Genomic DNA, 20170 nt, shown 5'->3' on the forward strand with positions numbered 1-20170 from the left:
CAAAAGATGGCTGATCATGTTGGGCTTCTCCTTACTTTGCGCTATTGGATTAGCCGGCTGCGGGTTTCCTGGATTAGCTGGGAGCGGTAACGACACGGTTCGGATTGCTTCGCAAAATACAACTGAACAGCAAATCATGTCCTATATGTTACAAGACATGATTCAGCATGATACCAAATTACACACGACAATTATTAATAATCTTGGTTCAGGAAGTGTTTCCTTTAATGCTTTAAAAAATAATCAGGCTGATATTTCGGCCATTCGATATGTCGGTACTGATTTAACCACCATTATGAAAAGAAAAGTTGATCGTAACCCAGAACGGGCTACGAAAACGGTTGAAACCTACTTTAACAATAAATACCATATGACTTACTTCAAATCATACGGCTTTGCGGATACCTACGTTTGGATGGTGACCCAAAAGACCGCCAAGCGTTATCACTTAAATAACGTTAGCGACCTTAAACCAGTTGCCGGTAAGATGAACGTTGGTATTGACCAAATCTGGCTTAACCGAAAAGGCGATGGCTATGATGGTTTCCAGAAGACGTACGGCTATAAGTTTGGTGCAGTTCACCCGATGCAAATTGGGTTGGTTTATGATGCGGTTGCCAACGATAAAATGGATGCGATTTTAGGATATTCAACTGATGGTCGTGTTGGTAGCTATAACTTGAAGATGCTCAAAGATGATAAGCACTTCTTCCCACCGTATACGGCTAGTGCCGTGGCAACCAACAAAGTCCTGAAAGAACACCCAGAACTGAAGCCAGTCATTAATAAACTTAGCGGTAAAATTGATTTGAAGACCATGCAACAGCTCAACTATAAAGTTGATAATGACTTGATGGAGCCTGAAGTGGTTGCTAAGCAATATCTTGAACAACATCATTACTTTGAAGGGAGTGGCAACTAATGGCGAAGATGAATTTGTGGGAACAGCTAGTCTACTATTACAGTCATAATGGCGCTTACGTACTTTCCCAGTTTAGCCGTCACTTCTTGATTTCGATTTATGGTGTACTGCTGGCGGCTATTGTTGGCATACCCATTGGGATTTTCATCGCTCATCATACAAAACTGAATGGGATTGTAATTGGAATTGCTAACGTGATTCAAACGATTCCATCACTGGCGATGCTGTCAATCATCATGATTGGTTTAGGCTTAGGGGTTAATACCGTTATTGTGACGGTGTTCCTGTATTCACTGCTGCCAATCATCAAGAATACGGATGCGGGTATGAGAAACGTTGATCCGGCGCTACTAGACGCAGGGACTGGTATGGGGATGACCCGGATGCAGTTGCTGCGGTTGGTGGAAATTCCGCTGTCCATGTCGGTGATCATGGCTGGTTTGAGAAACGCACTGGTGCTAGCTATTGGAATTACCGCTATCGGGACCTTCGTGGGCGCCGGTGGTTTAGGGGACATCATCATTCGGGGAACAAATGCCACGAATGGGACGGCCATTATCCTAGCGGGGGCGCTACCAACGGCCTTAATGGCGATTATTCTTGACCTAGTTTTAGGCTGGGTGGAGAAAAAAGTGGATCCAACGGCATAAAAGCAAGGTGCGGAAGCGGGCGCTTAGAGAGCGGAGTGTAAGGGACTTCAGCCAAAAATCCCGAACTTGGATTTATGGCTGAAGTCCCTTACATGCAGCTCTCTGCCCGCTGGAGCCCGATTAGGCTATGATGCAAAAAAGCTGAACTTGGAAGCTGATTTACAAGCGGTTCTCTGCTCGGAGAAGCCCGATTAAAGCAAGGTGCGGAGCCGAGCGTTAAGAGAGCGAAGTGTAAGGCGGGTCTGGCAAAAATTCCGGGTTTGAATTTGTGCCAGAGCTGACTTACATGTAGCTCTCTGCTCGGAGTAGCCCAGTTAAACAATATAAAATAAATAAGGTATTTGAACTAACAATTTCTGGTTAGTCCAAATACCTTATTTTTATCGCCATTAACTTTTCTTAACATTCAAAATCTTCACCTGATAACTTCCATTAGGCGAGCTAATCGTCACAATGTCATTAACAGTATGATTCAGCAGCGCCTGCCCAATCGGTGATGATAGTGAGATCTTGTTGTGCTCAATGTCGGCTTCAGGATTGCCCACTAATTCAAAGGTTTCCTCTGATTGGTCATCTTCGAACTGCAGCGTGACGCTTTTGCCAATTTCAATCACGGCGTTATCAGCAGGTTCGTACACCTGCGCGTAACGTAGTTGTTTCTCCAAATAGCGTAGCCGACTTTCCAAGTGTCGTAAATCACGTTTAGCTGCACTATATTCAGCGTTTTCAGATAAATCACCCAGCGCGCGGGCAGCCGAAAGTGCTTTGATTCGGCCAGGACGTTCTTTCTTTACTGCCTCGATTTCAGCGGCAATTTTGTCATACCCAGCTTGAGTGACTTTGTTAAAGTACGGTTGCATACCCAAACTCTTTTCTACTCAATTTTTGCGCCAAGGACGTGTTCGAAGTGGCCTAATGCCCAGTCTTGACCGGCTGGTGTTAAGGCTGCTACGCCGTCCTTATGAACAATGATGTTATAGCCTAGATTATAGGCGTCTACTGCAGTGTGAAGCACGCAGATATCGGTGCAGACACCCACTAGATGAACCGTATCAACGTGGCGCTCACGCAAACGGATATCTAAGTCAGTTCCCGCAAAGGCACTATAACGGGTCTTGTCATACATATAGACTTTTTCATCGTTTTGATGTTCTTCAAACCACGGCTTGAGTTGACCATAAAATTCACGGCCCCAAGTGCCACGAACATTGTGTGGTGGAAATAACTTGGTTTCAGGATGATACGGGTCGTTGGGTTTGTGAACGTCCGTAGGTAGGATCACCCAGCTGCCGTTCGCTTCAAACTGATCGGCTAATTTGATAATTGCTGGTTCCAAGACCTGTCCTGGTTTACCACAGGTCAGGGCGCCATCGTCATGTACAAAATCGTTCGTATAATCAATAATGAGTAACGCTTCGTTTGCTGCCATATTACGCCTCCGAATGTTTAGTCAAATTGACGCAGAAATTCTGATAACTTGCTAAGCCCTTTTTTCAAAGTAGCTTCATCAGTACAATACCCTAATCGGACGTGCCCTGGCAAGTCAAAACGCTCTCCTGGCACTAATAAAACACCGGTTTCTTTCAATAATCGTAAACAGAAGCTCTCGGTAGATTCCGGAATGTCAATTTTGATGCAGGAAGTAGAAACGGCTTGAGGCAACACAGCGCTGACATGGGGCTCAGACGCCACCCAGTTTTTTAAAACTTCCAGGTTGTGTAGAACCAACTTGCGGTTACGTGCCAGTATCTGGTCTCGATGCTGCAAAATATAAACGGCTAAAATATCGTTCCAGACGCCACCACAGATCATGGTGTAGTCACGGTATTTTCTAAATAAATCAGTGACTTCATCGCTAGCGACAGTCCAGCCAATGCGGACACCGGGGAATGAGTAAGTTTTTGATAGGGAGTTAGTGGCGATACCGCGATCGTAAAGGTCTACGATAGAAGTAAAGTTTTCGAGATCGTTCAATGGCTGATAAACTTCATCAATTAAGATATATGCGCCAACCGTCTTTGCTAATTCGACAACTTGCTGTAAGAAGGCCTTATTCAGTAAGGTACCCGTTGGATTATTAGCGTTGTTCAAACAAATCATTTTAGTGTTGGGCCGAATGAGCTTTTTTAGTTCATTGATATCTGGATACCAGTCATCGGCTTCATGAATATGCCAAAAGTCCACCTCAGCTCCCAGCGAGCGGGGAATATCGTATAGCTGTTGATAGGAAGAGTATTCACTGATAACGTGATCACCTGGTTCAATCAGGGAATAGAGCGCTAAGTAGTTCGCACCGGTTGCACCGTTAGTTTGGAGCACCTGACTTGGCTGGACGTGATCGTAAAGACTGCTAATTAAGGTTTTAAACTCTGGAGAGCCTTCAATCCAACCATAGTTCATTTTGGTATGCGATAATTGGTCGTAAAGAACACTTTCATCATCACCGGTCATTTTAAGTAGTTCTGCGATAGTCATTGAATCGATGGTGCTTTGAGAGATATCGTACTTGGCGCTTTTTTCCCACTGGTTAAGCCAGTTTTCAACGCCGAATTCTGCAATTTTCATGGTGAACTTCCTTTTCCTGTATTAAAATTATTTTGATTGTTGAAGTACTCATTTTCAGGTATTTTGGAAAAATGTAATAACGAATGTTGTTGACCTATTTAACAATAGTGTACAATAGAATGGACTTATAGCCAAAGGAGGGGAACACATTGTCGGGTGCAATCCGTAACAGAATGCAGTTACATCAACAAAATATTCAGTCGGTGCTTGCCGAAGTTTTCAATCATCAGCCAATCTCGAGAATTGAAATTTCCCGGAATTTAGCACTCAACAAGTCCACAGTTTCCTCTCTTTACAGGGATTTAAAAGAGCAGGGCTACGTTGAAGAACTTGGTGAAGGTGACGCGTCAAACGTTGGTGGCCGTAAACCCGTTTTACTTGCAATTAACAGGCGGTATGGGTATACCATGAACTTTGATTTTGGTTACCGTCACTTACATGTGATGCAGAACAATTTATCTGGGGATGTTCTGTCATATAAGCAAGTTAATGTTAAAGGACTGACATTAAAACAAATTTTACCGTTGATTAACCATGAATTAGAAAGTGTGGCAAGTCAGGATAATACTAGTCACGGCTTGCTGGGAATCAGTTTCGCGATTCACGGGACCGTTGATCAAAATGCGGTGACTTACTCGCCATTCTTGGATATGGAACACATTGATTTAGCTGATTATTATACGAAGAAGTTTCAGGTGCCGGTTTTACTGGAAAACGAAGCGAACGTATCAGCGGTGTATGAACGTGATTTTAATAAGGCTAATGAACAGTTGCAAAACATGGTAACCATCAGTATTCACCGTGGGATTGGTGCTGGGTTGATCATCGATCAAAAGCTGCATCGTGGTACGCACGGTGAAGCAGGTGAAATTGGGCGTTCAGTCCTAATTAATGGCAACTGGTCTGACGAGCCCGGAAAAGTGGAAGATTTTTGTTCCGAAGATGCCATTATTACGCAGATTCAGGCTGCGAAGAATGCTGAGAATATGTCCCGTGAGGATGTTGTACAGCTATTTAAGCAGGGTGATGAGGCAACTAAGGTGGCTTTAAGGGGCTTCGTGACAAGCGTTGCTCAGATTATTTACAACACTGCCAATAGTTTTGATCCAGACGTTGTTTTCTTGAACTCGCCATTATTAGAAGCGTTACCGGAACTGGAACCGCAAATTGAGTCGGTATATGCGAAAATGGCGCCAACCATATTAATACCAGTAAAACTAACGCACAATTCCCATTACGCGACATTACTAGGTGGCTGTGCCTTAGTCACACGTGAAGCGTTGGGAATGGAAGATGCAAATTTGAATTTTGAAGCGCAAACAACCGTTTTATAATGGATAATTCAGGACCTCTTAAAGAGTTCCTGAATTTTTTTTATTGCTTTAAGCCCGACACTATCGCTTTTTGATGAATTTAAGCACATTTAAAAAATGAAAGGGCTTGTATTTTTGTATGTAAGCGCTATACTATATCTTGTGAGTTGGTTGTTTGAACAAACTAATTAATTGATGATTTGATTTTAAAAAATTTAGGAGGCTTCTTCATGGCTGAACAACTATGGGACATGGATAAGATTAAGTATGTTGGTAACTCAAATTTAAGTTCTGGTGCTGAATTTCACTATTACAACCCAGACGAAGTTATCGGCGGTAAGAAAATGCGCGACTGGTTACGGTTCGCCGTTGCATACTGGCACACATTTGATCAACGTTTGGTAGACCCATTCGGTGATGGAACTGCAATGCGTCCATACGACAAGTACACTGATCCAATGGACAACGCATTGGCAAAAGTTGATTACGCATTTGAATTTTACGACAAATTAGGTAACGACTTCCTTTGCTTCCATGATCGTGACTTAGCTCCTGAAGGCGACACTTTACGTGAAACCAACAAGAACTTGGACAAAGTTGTTGACCGTATCGTTGAATACCAAAAGACCACTGGTATGAAGGTATTATGGAACACTTCAAACCTGTTCACTAACCCTCGTTTCGTTGCTGGTGCTGGTACTTCACCATACGCTGACATCTTTGCTTACTCTGCTGCTCAATTGAAGCACAGTTTGGAAATTGGTAAGCGTGTCGGTTCTGAAAACTATGTCTTCTGGGGCGGCCGTGAAGGTTACGAATCACTCTGGAACACTAACATGAAGCTTGAACAAGAACATGCTGCTAAGATGTTCCACATGGCTAAGGATTACGCTAACGAAATTGGCTTCGATGCACAAATGCTGCTCGAACCAAAGCCAAAGGAACCAACGACTCACCAATACGACTTTGATGCCGCAACCACTATCGCATTCATGAAGGAATACGACTTGGATAAAGACTTCAAGCTGAACTTGGAAGGTAACCATGCTAACTTGGCTGGCCATACTTACCAACACGAAATCCGTGTTGCCCGTGAAGCTGGCTTACTTGGTTCATTGGATGCCAACCAAGGTGATAAGTTGATTGGCTGGGATATTGATGAATATCCTTCAAACCTTTACGAGACTACTGCTGCAATGTACGAAGTTGTTGAAAACGGCGGTATCGGCCCTCGCGGTGGTTTGAACTTCGATGCTAAGCCTCGTCGTTCATCATTCGAAGCAAATGACTTATTTTATGGTCACATTGTAGGTATGGATAGCTTTGCTGCCGGCTTACGTGTTGCTATGAAGATGAAGGAAGACGGCGTTCTTGACAACATCGTTAAGGAACGTTACAGCTCATACGATTCAGGTATTGGTGCCGACATCGAAAGTGGCAAAGCAACCTTCAAGACCCTTGAAGATTACTCACTTGACAAGACCCAAGCTGAATTACGTGCCGCAACTTCTTCAGATCACTTGGAACAAATCAAAGATACCATCAACCATTACATTGTTAACGTTTTAGGCAAATAATGTGATTTAAAAGAAGCAGCCAGTGGACCGATTGTCTGCTGACTGCTTTTTTGTTGGTATAACAGCTATAAAGGAGAAAATTATGAACGAATACGTATTAGGGGTCGATTTGGGCACTAGTGCCGTTAAGGTTTCAGCAATGAACCGTGACGGTGAAATTGTTGCTCAGCAAAGTTTCGACTATCCATTAATTCAATCACGGCCAGGATACAGTGAACAGAACCCAGAAGACTGGGTATCAGGGACCACGGTAGCCATTGTGAGATTGATCTTAGACGATCACATTAAGCCCGAAGAAATCTCAGGAATCAGTTTTTCAGGACAAATGCACGGCTTAGTTTTACTGGATGCAAATAACCAAGTTTTGCGGCCTGCTATTCTCTGGAACGATACCCGGACAACTAAACAGTGTCGCGAAATTGAGGCCAAACTGGGCTCAGAATTCACTGATATTACTAAGAATAAACCACTTGAAGGCTTTACTTTACCTAAGATGCTGTGGGTTAAGGAAAATGAACCAGATATCTGGTCACAAGCTAAGACCTTCTTATTGCCAAAGGATTACGTTCGGTATCGGATGACCGGTAAGCTTGGTATGGACTACTCAGACGCTACAGGGACTGTTCTCTTAGACGTTAAGGACGGCAAGTGGAGCCAAACAATCTGTGACGCCTTCGATATTCCAATGTCCATGTGCCCACCTTTGATGAAGTCGATTGATTCAGCAGGTACGATTTCAAGCAGTTATGCCATCTTCTCTGGACTAGATACCCACACGCAAGTCTTCGGTGGTGCTGCTGACAACGCTGCTGGCGCTGTTGGTGCCGGTATCCTGTCTCCTAACATGGTACTTTCAAGCATTGGGACTTCTGGCGTTGTGCTGAAGTATGAGGAAGATCCAACTGTTGATTATCACGGTGTGCTTCAATTTGAAGATCATGCCATTCCGGATTCTTATTACTCAATGGGTGTTACCTTGGCTGCCGGCTATTCATTGAACTGGTTCAAGCGGACCTTTGCTAGTGATGAATCCTTCGACGACATGGTGGCTAGTGCTGCTGATTCAACTGTTGGGGCCAACGGACTCCTGTATACACCTTACATTGTCGGTGAACGGGCACCACACGCGGATGCTGACATTCGTGGTAGCTTTACCGGTGTTGATGGTACCCACAAGAAGAATGACTTCGTTCGGGCTGTTCTGGAAGGTATCATCTTCTCGTTCAAGGACATCATGGATATCTACGATGAGAACGATAAGCAATTTGATACGGTTGTTGCTATCGGCGGTGGTGCCAAGAGTCCACTGTGGCTGCAAATTCAAGCTGATATCTTCAACAAGAAAGTTGTCAGCTTAACCAACGAGCAGGGACCTGGTATGGGTGCCGCAATGATTGCCGCTGTTGGTCTTGGCTGGTTCAAGGACTTCCACGAATGTGCTGAGAAGTTCGTTCACTTTGGTAAGACTTACCTGCCAAATCCTGATAATGCTAAGAAGTATGATCAGCTGCACAAGATTTACGCACAGGTTTATGAGCAGACTAAGGGCATTAGCCAACAGTTGCTTGCATACCGGCGTGAGAATAACTAAAGGATCCATTTAATTCAAAACTAATGGCACCAGCATAGTCGTCTGTGAGCGACTGTGCTGGTGCTTTGTTGTTTTACGGTTAATGGGGGGTGGAGGTTATTCTTTATCAGAGTGGCATCAGCAGGCTCAGATACAGATTAAAAATCAGTTCTAAAACAGATATATGGTCCACAAAAGGCGATGTTGTACTATAAAGTCTATATTGGTAAGTATTTCAATCCATACTTTTGCTATGATTAGTCATAGTGAATATGTTAATATAGCCGAATCGCGCGTCCAAACTCAGATTCCGGCCATTTAACGCAAATAAAGCCTATTCCGAAAAGTGCATCGGAATAGGCTTTATTCACGTTAAATTCTGGAATCTACCGAGTTTTGCCTCAGCTTGATTTTGTGTGAGTTGAATTGCTAGGGTTTCAAATTAAAGGGTGAAGTTACCTGAACCACCGTTTAACTTGAAGCTCTTAACTTCGCCATCAGCATGGAAGTTTACCGTTGAGGTACCCTTCAAACCATCTGAGGTGACCGTTAAGGTGTTGCCTTGGCGCTGTGCCTTAACGCTACCGACAGCCTTACCCTTTTGATCAACAACGCGAGTAGTAGCGGTCTTACCGTCAGCTAATTCGTAGATGTTGATGTCAGGAGCATCTGTGTAGTCGTATTGCGCATGCTTTGCACCAGGGTGACGAAGGATAATGCTGTTATCTCTAGCTAATAATGGGAGATTGAGCATATCGTAGTTTTCTGAGAACCACTTACCACTTTCAACGTGATAGCTCTTTTCGGTCAAGATGTTAGTCCAGTTACCAGCTGGCAAGTAGTACTTAACATCGCCTTCAGCGTTGAAGATAGGTGCAACGATTAATTTGCTACCTAACATGTATTGTTGTTCAAGATGGTAGGTGTTGCGATCGTTTGTGTATTCGAGGAAGAGTGGTCGCATCAATGGTGTACCAGTTTCATGAGTGTTAACAGATTCGTCGTAAATGTAAGGCATGAGTGAAAGCTTCAAGTTAACGAATTTACGAGTGTTTTCCACAGCTTCGTCATCGAAGATCCACGGAACCTTGTACTGACCTGAACCATGATAACGTGAATGAGAACTCAAGAGGCCAAATTGCGTCCAACGCTTGTAAAGGTCTGGAGTAGCTTGTTCTTCAAATCCACTAATATCATGAGCCCAGAAGCCAAATCCTGAAAGTAAGAAGGAAAGTCCGCCACGCAGAGAGTCAGACATTGACTTGTAACGGCTTAAGCAATCGCCGCCCCAGTGAACTGGGTACTTTTGAGAACCCACTGTTGCTGAACGTGCAAAGACAACGGCTTCGTCTTTACCCTTTTCTTGTGCAACGATGTTGTAAACAGTTTGGTTATACTGATAAGTGTAGTAGTTATGTTCGCGCTTAGGATCTGAACCATCGAAGAAGACAGCATCTTCAACTGGGATTCGTTCACCAAAGTCGGTCTTGAAGCAATCAACACCCATATCCAATAGGTCTTTTAGCTTGCTTTGGTACCACTTAACAGCATCTGGGTTAGTGAAGTCAACGAAGCCGTTACCAGCTTGCCAGAGATCCCATTGCCAGACATTGCCATCTTGACGTTTGATCAAGTAGCCATGATCTCTGCCTTCTTTAAACAGAGGGGACTTTTGAGCAATGTAAGGGTTAAGCCATACACAGACTTTGACGCCACGATCGTGAACTTTCTTGATCAAACCTTCTGGATCTGGGAATTGATCGCGGTCCCACAGAAGTGTTGACCATTCAAAGCCTTTTTGCCAGAAGCAATCAAAGTGAAAGACATCCAACGGAATCTTCCGTTCAGCCATGCCATCGATAAACTTAAGGACAGTCTTTTCACTGTAATCGGTCGTAAATGAAGTTGATAACCAAAGACCGAATGTCCATGCTGGTGGGAGTGAAATCTTACCAGTTAGGCGAGTGTACTTGTCCAAAACGCCCTTTGGAGTAGGACCGTCAATGACGTAGTACTGCATTGATTGGCCTTCAATACTGAATTGAGTCCGGTCAACGTTTTCTGAAGCAATTTCAAAGGAAACGGTTTCAGGTTGGTCGACAAAGACCCCATAGCCTTCACTAGTTAAGTAGAAAGGAATGTTCTTGTAAGCTTGTTCAGAACCGGTACCACCATCTTTGTTAACGATGTCAACAGATTGACCGTTCTTAACAAGAGAGCCGAAACGTTCGCCAAGTCCGTAAACCAGTTCGTCAACACCCATGGAAAGTTGTTCTCTCATGTAGTGTTTGCCAGTTGACTTATCTAAGATAACGCCTTCAGCCTTTTCCATCGATTTGGTAATCGTCTTACCATTACGTTGGAAGTCAAGTTCGAAGTGACCCTTAAATGGTGCTTTAACAGCCAAATCACCAGATTGATAGCTAATTTCTTTATCATTAGTTGTGATCTTGACATTTGGATGTTCATTTGCCAATTCAAATGAAGGGGTCTTATCAGGTTGATCAAAGTGAATTAATTTAACACCGATAACGCCTTCCATTGGGGAAGTGAGTTCAATAGTCGACATCCCTAGGTTTAATTCATCACCACGTTCATTTATGTACTTGAACGGAGCGTAAAGCGTTAATTTATCGCCGTCTTGTTTGACGTCGAAAACTTCTTTTGGCGACTGAATCTCATATTGAGGTCGGTCTAGCCAATAACCATTCGTAAACTTCATGGAAAAAGCACCTCTATTGAGTTAGTTTAGAAATTGAACTTATTAATAATCAAGTTCAGTGTAATGGCATTTTGAAGTTTTGTCAACGCTTTCATGAACTGAAACTGAATAATTTTTATGAGGCAGAGGCTTATATATAGGTAATGAAAAAACACCATGGCAAAGTTGACCCTTAAAAAACTATTGACATTTGAAACCGGTTACAGTAACATTTGGTTTGAAAGTTGAACTTATTAATAATCAATAATAAAATTCAACGAGGTGTTAATTATGAGTCAAAATGTTACTGACGTAGCACCCGAGCAAAAAAATCAGGTGCCATGGAAAGAGCGTTTCTCATACAGTTTGAGTGACTTTGCCTGCAACTTGTCATTCCAAATGGTGGGAACTTATTTAATGATTTTCTACACTGATACATTCGGTATTAGTGCTGCTGCAGTTGGGACACTGTTTTTAGTTGCCCGGATCGTGGATGCCTTTGATGGTCCATTCTGGGGGATTATGATTGATCATACCCATACTAAATATGGGAAGAGTCGGCCGTACTGGTTATGGTTCTCAATACCATTTGCCGTCTTCTGTGTCTTGGTCTTTACCACACCAAATTTGAGCCTGACCGGTAAACTTATTTGGGCATACGTTACTTATATTGGTGTTGATATTCTCTATTCATCAGTTAACATTCCTATTACTTCGATTTTGCCATCATTAACAAGTAATCCTCAAGAACGTGTCACTTTGTCAACCATCCGTCAATTCATGGGTACTGCCGGTGCAACTATCATCACTGGTATCACCTTAGGAATGGTTGCATGGCTCGGTGGTGGTTCTACTACCAGCAAACGTGGCTGGTTCATTTGGGCATTGATCGTTGGTATCATTGTTGTTATCTTGTTCGCAATTGTCTTCAAAAACACTCACGAACGTGTTCAAACTAAGAGTTCACGTCAGTCAATTCCAATTAAGGAATCTTTGAAAGCGCTTAAGAAGAACTGGCCATGGGCAATCATCATCTTCATTAACTTCATTTACTGGTTAGGGATGCAAACCCGTTCACAAGTTACTGTTTACTTCTTTAAGTACAACATGCACAATGCAGGTTTAGCTTCATTGGTACTGAGTTTACAATTAGTTGCGTTAGTTGCCGTTGTTTTGACACCATTGACCTCTAAACTAATCGGTAAGCGTAACACCATGCTTGGTGGGATGCTGTTAGCTTGTGTTGGTCAACTTCTGTTGGACTTGGGTGCATCACATCTGAGTGTTGGCATGATTGTCTTTGCTACCATCGTTGGTTACTTAGGTACTGGTTATGTTTCAGGCTTGATCGCCGTTATGTTGGCCGATGCCGTTGATTATGGTGAATGGAAGAACGGTATTCGTGCAGAAGGTATCGTGACTTCATTCTCAAGTTTCTCAGCTAAGTTAGGTATGGGTATCGGTGGTGCCATCACTGGTGCTATCCTTTCATCAACTGGTTACGTTGCTAACCACGCCCAAAGCGCATCAGCTTTACACGGTATTGAAATGAACTACATCTGGGTACCACTTCTCGGATTTGCACTATCCGCCATTGCATTATTGTTCTATCATGTAGATGGAATTGAAAAGAAGATGCAAAGTGATTTAGCTGCAAAGCATGCTAAGGAAAATGCTGAAGCATAATAATGATGAGAAATGAGCGATTCGGATGATTATTAACAAAGACATTATGCGCGACCATAACGAGCATTCAGTATTGGCCGAAATTATCAATAATGGGCCAATGTCACGCAATGAGATTTCTAAAAAAGTTGGGCTGAACAAGGTTACGGTTTCCGATATTGTGGGTCAATTATTGGAACAGCGACTGGCTAAGAGCCTGGGTGAGGGAAAATCAATGAGTGGCAGTAGTGGTCGAAAACCAGAGCTAGTGGAGTATAACGCTGAATTTGGCTATACCGTTAACTTTAGTATTTCAGGGTCTCAGATTGAGATGCTGGCGACTAGGTTTGATGGGCGAGTTCTGGAGTATAATGTTGAACAAATTAATCATCAGCCGATTTCGGTTATTTTGAAAAAGATGGATGAACTCATCGAACAACTGCCAGACTTTCACTTTGTTAACGGTTTGCAGGCAATATCGATTGCGGTCTTTGGCGTCGTCTATAAAAACCAAATCGTTAACTCGGATTTTGTCGATTACGATGATGTCGACCTGGTTGATTATTTTCAGGACAATTATCACGTACCTGTGATCGTTGAAAATGAAGCCAATTTATCGGCCATTTTTGAAGAAGATTTTAGTAAGCAGGAACTGCAAAACCTAGTCTCCTTTAATATTCACGAAGGCGTTGGCGCTGGCGTGATTATTAATGCCCATCTGTATACGGGTAACTACGGGCAGGCCGGTGAGATTGGCAGAATGCTGATTTCAGATACGTCAGGAACACATCAGCAACTGACTAAATTACCGACTTTTGATTCAGAATGGTCCCTAAATGCGATTATCCACAAAGCTCGGGTGATTAAGAAAGACAAGACTTATAGTCTGTCGATGTTAATTGAGGATTACAAGGACCATGATGACCAAATTACAAGGTTGATTGATGACTTTTGTTATTATTTAGCGATTGTGACTAGCCATTTGATTTCCGCTTATGATCCTCAAATGATTTTCTATAACTCACCGTTGATCGATAGTCTGCCAGAAATCTTGAAGAACATTCAAATGAAGTTAACCTTTTTACCACTTGTTCCGCCACTAGTCATGTCTAAGGATGTGCATTATGCGACGCTGTTAGGTGGTGCTTCAATGGCCATTCATACAGTGCTTCACATGAATGGTATGAGATTGATCTTCCATCATTAGTATGATTCATCAGGTAGTTTATAACGTTTTTCTAAGAAGTTCAGATACCCACAAGAGATAGGTATTTGGGCTTCTTTTTTGATAGATAGGAGAAAAAATATGCAAGTACCAAAAAACTTTTTATGGGGTGGCGCGATTGCTGCTCACCAAGCCGAGGGCGCTTATAACGTTGACGGCAAAGGATTAAGTGTTGCGGACGTGATGACTGCAGCCGGTAATTTCGATGAACGGCGCATCACGGACGGTGTTAAGACGGGTGAGTTTTACCCGAATCATGAAGGTGTTGATTTTTATCATCAATATCCTGGCGACGTTAAGTTATTCGCGGAAATGGGCTTTAAGTGCTTCCGAACTTCCATCGCGTGGTCCAGAATTTTCCCTCAAGGTGACGAGGATGAACCTAACGAAGCTGGTTTGAAATTTTATGACCGGTTATTTGACGAATGCCATAAATACAATATTGAACCCGTTGTGACACTGTCACACTTTGAGATGCCTTATCACTTGGTGACGGAATATGGTGGTTTTCGTAGCCGAAAAGTCTTAGACGCTTTTGTTAAATTTGCGAAGGTAGTGATCGACCGGTATCAGCATAAGGTTAAGTACTGGCTAACCTTTAACGAAATCAATAACCAGACGAATTATGACCGGGCGTTTACACTGTTCACTAATTCTGGTGTTCAGGTTCATGAAGGTGAGAACGCGGAAGCCGTGATGTATCAAGCTGCACACTATGAAGTTGTGGCCAGTGCCCAAGTGGTTGCCTTCGCACACCAATTAAACCCTGATTTATTAGTGGGGGCCATGGTCGCCTTTTCACCAGTCTACCCGGCAACGGATAAACCGGATGATGTCTTGAAGGCGCAACGTGCGATGCAGGCTAGATTCTGGTTCTCTGATGTACAGGTCGAGGGTCGTTATCCAAGCTGGTTGCGCAAATACCAAGCTGCGAAAAAATTTGACTTAGATATTACGGATGAGGACCTCGCTAGTTTGAAGAAAGGGCGAGTTGACTACCTTGGTTTTAGTTATTACATGTCCTTTGCGACGGCAGCGAAGCCTGATGAAGACGACTATTATTCTTATAACGAAGCCAAAGATTTAGTGACAAACAAGTTTGTACCACAATCTGATTGGGGCTGGCAGGTCGATCCAAAAGGCTTGCGTTACGCTTTAAACTGGATGAATGACCGGTATCATTTACCACTGTTCATCGTTGAAAACGGGATTGGTGCCATTGATCAGATGGAAGCTAATCATCAAGTTCACGATAACTATCGCATCAAGTATTTGCGGGATCACATTAAACAAATGGAACTGGCTATTAATGATGACGGTGTCGACGTGATGGGTTACACGCCATGGAGTGCCATCGATATTGTTTCAGCAAGTACCGGTCAGTTATCTAAGCGCTACGGGTTCATCTACGTTGACAGGAATGATGACGGCAGCGGTTCTTTGAAACGTTACCGCAAAGATTCGTTCTACTGGTATCAAAAGGTCATTTCAACTCATGGTGAAGATTTAGGTGATGATAGTGATGACACAACGAGATGATAGTCGCTTATTGGCCATCGATATTGGCGGTACATCAGTTAAATATGGCTATTGGTACCAGAAACTAACTGATTCCGGTAGCTTTAAAACGCCAGAAACTTGGCCGGAAATGTTAGCAGCGCTGTTAAGTTTGCCAGCAAAAGTTAATCAGCCAATTCAGGGTGTAGCCGTTAGTTTACCCGGAGGCGTGGATACTAAAATTGGTGAGATATCCGGGCTCAGCGCGGTTTCCTATCTGAACGGCTTTCCCATTCGTCAAGAATTAAGCAAGCAGTTTAAACTACCGGTAACCATTCAAAACGATGCGAACTGTGCCGGCTTAGCGGAGGCCTGGCTTGGTAACGCAAAGGATGTTTCCTCAGTTGCATTGCTCATTATCGGGACCGGCATCGGCGGTAGTATAGTTCAGGATGGTCATCTGCTAACCGGGCGCGATTATTTCATGGGCGAATTCGGCTACAGCATCATGAACGAGCAAAACGAAACATTAAGTGAATTAGGGGCACCGGTTAAAATGGCGAGAAAATATACGCGACTGAGTCAGTCCCCAGAACCGGTGGACGCACGTGAAATTTTTGAGCGCGCAAAAACGGGTGATGAATTAGCCCAAAGGTGCATTGAAGAAATGGTGCATTGGTTGAGTATTGAAGCCTATAATTTAATCACTGGTTTCAATCCGGATCGGTTATTAATTGGTGGCGGCATATCCGTCCGGGACGACTTCTTGGCAATGATTCGTGATCAGACGAACAAATTGTTGAAACAAAAGGGTGCTACGGTGACCACTGAGATTGACCGTTGCAAGTTCTGTAATGCATCCAACTTGATTGGTGCCGTTGCCCAGTTTATGAGTGAGTATCCTGGGGTGTCAGATGCTGAGTAGCGTCATTAACGTAAAAGAGTGCCATCTTGGTAAATGCCAAATAAGCGTTGTCTCGATTTTGTCGGGATAACGCTTATTTGAGTTGAATAGCAAAAATCTCGTTCATGTTCTGTACGGAGGTAATTTTTGTTAACTTAAGATTCAGAGTTTTAATTTAAATTAAAGATGGCGAATTTCTTATAGCTATTTTAGGTTCAGGTAGTATACTTTGTGCATTAATGAGTTTACGGAAGGTAGGGGTGGCATATCAATACAACATTTGTTTTTCATCTACCCGTTTATATTGACTGGCTGGATCGTTATAATCAACGGCACCCCACCAGTGGTCAGCAGTTGGAGTTAGCCATCCACGAGCTATTACTGTCACAGAGTCCGTGGACGGATGAGTGGCATACGGATGTGCCTTACGCTGCTGGAAGCCAGCAAGGAACGGCTAAGTTGGCGGCAGTGCGTGCCGATCACCAGCATCACCAGGCGATTTTAACGATTCGATATCACCAGCCGGCTATTAGCGGTCATGATTCCCACCAGTTAGCTGAAGTCGTGGCGGTTTTTCTTAAAACAGTGATGAATCGCTTTTGTCAGCGTACCGTGTTTGGTGTTCAAAACACCCGCCTTGCCATTCGCATTGCGTAACCTTGGCTTTCTGACAACTCATTATGAAGTACCCGATGAATTTAATTAAAAAAGCTGGAAGTGATTAATAGATGCCTCAACCTAACATGGAACCCGAGGAAATTGTCGAGAAATTCGGCTTGCCTTCATCTGAAAAGATGATTGAAGTAATGGGGTTATCCAGGGACATTTTGGATAAAGAAATTGCAAGTACCAAAGATTTTTATAAAAAAGGGAATAACCCGCCAAGTTACTCAAGCGTTCGCAGTATCAGCGAATTCATTGAAGATGAATACGATAGCTTTGTGCAGAAGTTATATCAGCAAGGTGAAACTGAGATTTCAGTTGATGAGCTGCTGAGCGCGTTTAAACAACGGCTCAATCAGCACTTGCCAAATTACGTTGTCGTTAAGAACACCGGCCGGGCTTATTTGGCTGATGAAAATGATCAGACACCTTTAAAAATCAAATAAAGAACCATTGATAACCGTTTAGAAATAAAACGGTTGATCAATGGCTCTTTTTTGTTAGATGGTGATTGCACGATTACCCAAATGCGTTCGAATTTCAGCGAACTGCTGGTTGGATAATTTTTCAACCTGATTAGTCCAGCAGTCATTCACGATGACGACATCATCGTCGTAGCCAGTCATGACTAACGCGTGGGTGTGAAAGCCGTCAAATTCACCGACCCAGACAACAACGGGGTGGTTCTGGTCAATTTGATCTTTCAAAGTGGCTAAATCAGCTCCGGTTAAGTCCGTTGCGTGACCAGCGTACTTAGAGATTAGATCAATCAACGCCGGGGGATAAATACTATTGCCGTTTTCTGTAAAGGGATCACCCACAAACCCCTTATCGCAATCGACATCATCATAGGGCATTTCTTTAGCTAACTGTACTTTGTTGACTTGTGCGCCAGTGTATTGAAGCAGCATGGTTACAGCGGTGATTTCACAGCCAGTAGGTAACTCAGGCCGTTGGGCGATGAGTGGGACATTTAATTTTCTCATTTTCTTGCAACCTTTCTTTTTTAAAGAGCATACCAGAATTCTTCCATTATGGAAAACTGACCTACGTAGGTGGATTCCTAGGCACTCAATTAAGCGGATAATAATCAGTAATATTAAATAAGTCTTAAATAAATATGTGTATTTACTCATAAATGTGATAAAATATGAGTAATCGTTGTTGTATTTTAGATGAGTTGTCTAGGAGGAAAAGAATATGAAGTTCAATCCAAAATGGGCAGTTAGCGCTAGCCTAGCAGGTTTAGCGTTAATACTCAGTGCTTGTGGTTCTGGCAGCAGTTCCAGCCAGAAGCAGACGTTTACAATGCCAACTGATAGTGAGTTAACAACAGTTGATCTGTCAAAATCCACTGCCTTAGGTACTTTTGATATGTTGAATAACACGAATGAAGGGTTATACCGTTTGGGTAAAAATAGTAAACCCGAAACGGCTTTAGCTACAAAGATGACCCAAACCAATAATGGGCGGCATTACGTGATCGATATTCGCCACGATACTAAGTGGAGCAATGGTGATACGGTGACTGCTAAAGACTTTGTTTATTCCTGGCAACGAACTCTGAATCCAAAAACAGCGTCACAATATGCCTATCTGTTTAGCGGCATGAAGAATGCTGATGCCATTGCCAATGGTAAGAAGTCGCCAAGTACGCTTGGTGCTACAGCCACGGGTAAGTATCAGCTGACCATCGATCTTGATCATCAAATTCCTTACTTCAAATTACTGTTAGGTTTCCCAGTCTTTTATCCGCAAAATGAAAAAGTTGTCGATAAATATGGCAATGGTTACGGGACTAGAAGTGACCGAATGGTTTACAACGGCCCATATAAGCTATCTAAGTGGAATGGGACTGGTACAACCTGGACGCTTACTAAGAACAATAGTTATTGGGACAAGAAAGCCGTTAAGATGAGTTCTATCAAGTATCAGGTTGTCAAGGATAACCAGACGGCGTTGAACCAATATAATTCAAAGAAACTAATTGGTGCACCATTAACGGGTAACCAAGCAAAGAACCTCCAGAATAACAAAGACTTAATTTCACGGCCACAGTCAAGCAGCTACTACCTAGCTTTGAACCAGCACATGAAGTTATTTAAGAACTTGAAGATTCGTGAAGCTATTTCCATGGCCGTCGACCGTCAGCAATTGACTAAGAAAGTCTTGGGCGATGGTTCAATCGTTAATAATAGCTTTGTTTCTAAAGGTTTAGCTACTAATCCAAAGACTGGTAAAGACTTTACAGCGGACACCACTGCGCCTGCTTCGATGAAGTATGATCCAGCTAAGGCTAAACAGTTATGGCAACAAGGGCTTAAAGAAACGGGTATCAGTAACCCTAAATTTACGATTTTAGGTGCCGATAGCGATTCCGGTAAGAAGGTTACCGAATACCTGCAAAACTCACTGGAAAAGAACTTGCCAGGATTGAAAGTTTCCGTTTCTAACATTCCATTCCGGACCGTCTTAGCACGTCAAGCTTCACGGAATTACCAAGTGACCTTTGCTAACTGGTTCGCGGACTTCTCAGACCCAATTACGTTCCTGAACATTTATACTTCAGGCAACTCAAGCAACATTTCCGACTGGTCAAACAGTACCTATGATAAGTTAATCAAGGCTTCTTCAACCACGGATGCTAATAAGCCAGAGCAGCGTTGGCAAGATATGGTTCAAGCCCAGAATATCCTGTTGAAGGATCAAGGGATTACACCACTGTATCAATCGTCAGCCCCATGGCTCTTTAACCAAAACGTGAAGAACGTTGTTTATAACTCAGCGGGTGCTAACTATAACTACAAGACGACTTATATTAAGTAGTTTAAGTCAGTCAAAATAGCAATCAAAGTGCTTCCTAACAGTTAGATTTCTAACTGTTAGGAAGCACTTTTTTGATCGTATTTTAAAATGAA

General features: G+C 43.0%; 17 protein-coding genes. 12 read left to right on the forward strand and 5 right to left on the reverse strand.

All coding sequences use genetic code 11. The features are described 5' to 3' along the window. Positions 1-16: 16 nt before the first annotated feature. Positions 17-922, forward strand: coding sequence for an osmoprotectant ABC transporter substrate-binding protein (locus CES82_RS01915; protein WP_098823999.1), 906 nt, complete (start codon positions 17-19; stop codon positions 920-922). Next, positions 922-1572: an ABC transporter permease gene (locus CES82_RS01920; protein ID WP_098823646.1), complete on the forward strand. Its 651-nt coding sequence runs from the start codon at positions 922-924 to the stop codon at positions 1570-1572. Before CES82_RS01915 ends, CES82_RS01920 begins: the two co-directional genes overlap by 1 nt. Before the next feature lie 389 nt (positions 1573-1961). Here CES82_RS01920 and greA read toward each other — a convergent pair whose 3' ends face one another. From greA to CES82_RS01935, 3 genes are read right to left on the reverse strand one after another with little or no spacing between them, the layout of a single operon-like run. Beyond that, positions 1962-2432 carry a transcription elongation factor GreA gene (gene greA, locus CES82_RS01925; protein WP_098823647.1) on the reverse strand — a complete coding sequence of 157 codons (471 nt, stop codon included), beginning with the start codon at positions 2430-2432 and terminating at the stop codon, positions 1962-1964. A gap of 14 nt (positions 2433-2446) precedes the next feature. After that, positions 2447-3001, reverse strand: a complete 555-nt coding sequence (locus CES82_RS01930) for a cysteine hydrolase family protein (protein WP_098823648.1) — start codon at positions 2999-3001, stop codon at positions 2447-2449. 17 nt (positions 3002-3018) lie between these two features. After that, the gene (locus CES82_RS01935; RefSeq protein WP_098823649.1) at positions 3019-4137 is read right to left on the reverse strand and encodes an aminotransferase; all 1119 of its coding nucleotides are present in this window, start codon (positions 4135-4137) and stop codon (positions 3019-3021) included. A 149-nt stretch (positions 4138-4286) separates the two neighbouring features. On the opposite strand from CES82_RS01935, the gene CES82_RS01940 reads away from it, so the two are divergent. The 3 genes from CES82_RS01940 to xylB all read left to right on the forward strand — a co-directional run bounded on the left by CES82_RS01940 (position 4287) and on the right by xylB (position 8618). Continuing rightward, positions 4287-5471 carry an ROK family transcriptional regulator gene (locus CES82_RS01940; RefSeq protein WP_225364816.1) on the forward strand — a complete coding sequence of 395 codons (1185 nt, stop codon included), beginning with the start codon at positions 4287-4289 and terminating at the stop codon, positions 5469-5471. Positions 5472-5680: 209 nt separating this feature from the next. Beyond that, positions 5681-7027 carry a xylose isomerase gene (gene xylA, locus CES82_RS01945; RefSeq protein WP_098823650.1) on the forward strand — a complete coding sequence of 449 codons (1347 nt, stop codon included), beginning with the start codon at positions 5681-5683 and terminating at the stop codon, positions 7025-7027. 82 nt (positions 7028-7109) lie between these two features. Then, entirely contained in the window at positions 7110-8618 is a 1509-nt protein-coding gene (gene xylB / locus CES82_RS01950) for a xylulokinase (RefSeq protein ID WP_098823651.1), read from the forward strand. Positions 8619-9039: 421 nt separating this feature from the next. Here the strand turns inward: xylB and yicI are convergent, their stop codons facing one another. Continuing rightward, positions 9040-11319 (reverse strand): alpha-xylosidase, encoded by a 2280-nt coding sequence (yicI, locus tag CES82_RS01955; RefSeq protein WP_098823652.1) that lies wholly within the window; start codon positions 11317-11319, stop codon positions 9040-9042. 270 nt (positions 11320-11589) lie between these two features. Here yicI and CES82_RS01960 point away from each other — a divergent pair, with 270 nt between their 5' ends. The 6 genes from CES82_RS01960 to CES82_RS01985 all read left to right on the forward strand — a co-directional run bounded on the left by CES82_RS01960 (position 11590) and on the right by CES82_RS01985 (position 17698). Next, positions 11590-12984 carry an MFS transporter gene (locus CES82_RS01960; protein ID WP_098823653.1) on the forward strand — a complete coding sequence of 465 codons (1395 nt, stop codon included), beginning with the start codon at positions 11590-11592 and terminating at the stop codon, positions 12982-12984. A gap of 25 nt (positions 12985-13009) precedes the next feature. Then, complete coding sequence (locus CES82_RS01965; RefSeq protein ID WP_098823654.1) at positions 13010-14170, forward strand: ROK family transcriptional regulator; 1161 nt, start codon at positions 13010-13012, stop codon at positions 14168-14170. Positions 14171-14269: 99 nt separating this feature from the next. Then, a complete protein-coding gene (locus CES82_RS01970) occupies positions 14270-15727 on the forward strand; it encodes a 6-phospho-beta-glucosidase (RefSeq protein ID WP_098823655.1) in 1458 nt (485 codons plus the stop codon). Beyond that, a complete protein-coding gene (locus CES82_RS01975) occupies positions 15711-16610 on the forward strand; it encodes an ROK family protein (RefSeq protein WP_098823656.1) in 900 nt (299 codons plus the stop codon). The genes CES82_RS01970 and CES82_RS01975 overlap by 17 nt, the downstream gene beginning before the upstream one ends. A gap of 333 nt (positions 16611-16943) precedes the next feature. Then, positions 16944-17246: a hypothetical protein gene (locus CES82_RS01980; RefSeq protein WP_098823657.1), complete on the forward strand. Its 303-nt coding sequence runs from the start codon at positions 16944-16946 to the stop codon at positions 17244-17246. A 71-nt stretch (positions 17247-17317) separates the two neighbouring features. After that, positions 17318-17698 (forward strand): hypothetical protein, encoded by a 381-nt coding sequence (locus CES82_RS01985; protein WP_098823658.1) that lies wholly within the window; start codon positions 17318-17320, stop codon positions 17696-17698. 54 nt (positions 17699-17752) lie between these two features. On the opposite strand, the gene CES82_RS01990 is transcribed toward CES82_RS01985, so the two are convergent. Further along, positions 17753-18238, reverse strand: a complete 486-nt coding sequence (locus tag CES82_RS01990; RefSeq protein ID WP_098823659.1) for a C39 family peptidase — start codon at positions 18236-18238, stop codon at positions 17753-17755. Between the two features lie 214 nt (positions 18239-18452). Here CES82_RS01990 and CES82_RS01995 point away from each other — a divergent pair, with 214 nt between their 5' ends. After that, the gene (locus CES82_RS01995) at positions 18453-20078 is read left to right on the forward strand and encodes a peptide ABC transporter substrate-binding protein (protein ID WP_098823660.1); all 1626 of its coding nucleotides are present in this window, start codon (positions 18453-18455) and stop codon (positions 20076-20078) included. The last annotated feature ends 92 nt before the right edge of the window (positions 20079-20170 follow it).

It is taken from the genome of Secundilactobacillus silagincola, assembly GCF_002583405.1.
In the GTDB taxonomy this organism is placed as follows: Bacteria; Bacillota; Bacilli; order Lactobacillales; family Lactobacillaceae; genus Secundilactobacillus; species Secundilactobacillus silagincola.

Excerpts from the sequence above, each read along its gene's own strand:
- CES82_RS01935 (WP_098823649.1), bottom strand. The coding sequence starts at position 4,137 with ATGAAAATTGCAGAATTCGGCGTTGAAAACTGGCTTAACCAGTGGGAA.
- CES82_RS01920 (WP_098823646.1), top strand. The coding sequence starts at position 922 with ATGGCGAAGATGAATTTGTGGGAACAGCTAGTCTACTATTACAGTCAT.
- CES82_RS01995 (WP_098823660.1), top strand. The coding sequence starts at position 18,453 with ATGAAGTTCAATCCAAAATGGGCAGTTAGCGCTAGCCTAGCAGGTTTA.
- yicI (WP_098823652.1), bottom strand. The coding sequence starts at position 11,319 with ATGAAGTTTACGAATGGTTATTGGCTAGACCGACCTCAATATGAGATT.
- CES82_RS01915 (WP_098823999.1), top strand. The coding sequence starts at position 17 with ATGTTGGGCTTCTCCTTACTTTGCGCTATTGGATTAGCCGGCTGCGGG.
- CES82_RS01990 (WP_098823659.1), bottom strand. The coding sequence starts at position 18,238 with ATGAGAAAATTAAATGTCCCACTCATCGCCCAACGGCCTGAGTTACCT.
- CES82_RS01985 (WP_098823658.1), top strand. The coding sequence starts at position 17,318 with ATGCCTCAACCTAACATGGAACCCGAGGAAATTGTCGAGAAATTCGGC.
- CES82_RS01970 (WP_098823655.1), top strand. The coding sequence starts at position 14,270 with ATGCAAGTACCAAAAAACTTTTTATGGGGTGGCGCGATTGCTGCTCAC.
- CES82_RS01960 (WP_098823653.1), top strand. The coding sequence starts at position 11,590 with ATGAGTCAAAATGTTACTGACGTAGCACCCGAGCAAAAAAATCAGGTG.
- xylA (WP_098823650.1), top strand. The coding sequence starts at position 5,681 with ATGGCTGAACAACTATGGGACATGGATAAGATTAAGTATGTTGGTAAC.
- xylB (WP_098823651.1), top strand. The coding sequence starts at position 7,110 with ATGAACGAATACGTATTAGGGGTCGATTTGGGCACTAGTGCCGTTAAG.
- CES82_RS01965 (WP_098823654.1), top strand. The coding sequence starts at position 13,010 with ATGATTATTAACAAAGACATTATGCGCGACCATAACGAGCATTCAGTA.
- CES82_RS01930 (WP_098823648.1), bottom strand. The coding sequence starts at position 3,001 with ATGGCAGCAAACGAAGCGTTACTCATTATTGATTATACGAACGATTTT.
- greA (WP_098823647.1), bottom strand. The coding sequence starts at position 2,432 with ATGCAACCGTACTTTAACAAAGTCACTCAAGCTGGGTATGACAAAATT.
- CES82_RS01975 (WP_098823656.1), top strand. The coding sequence starts at position 15,711 with ATGACACAACGAGATGATAGTCGCTTATTGGCCATCGATATTGGCGGT.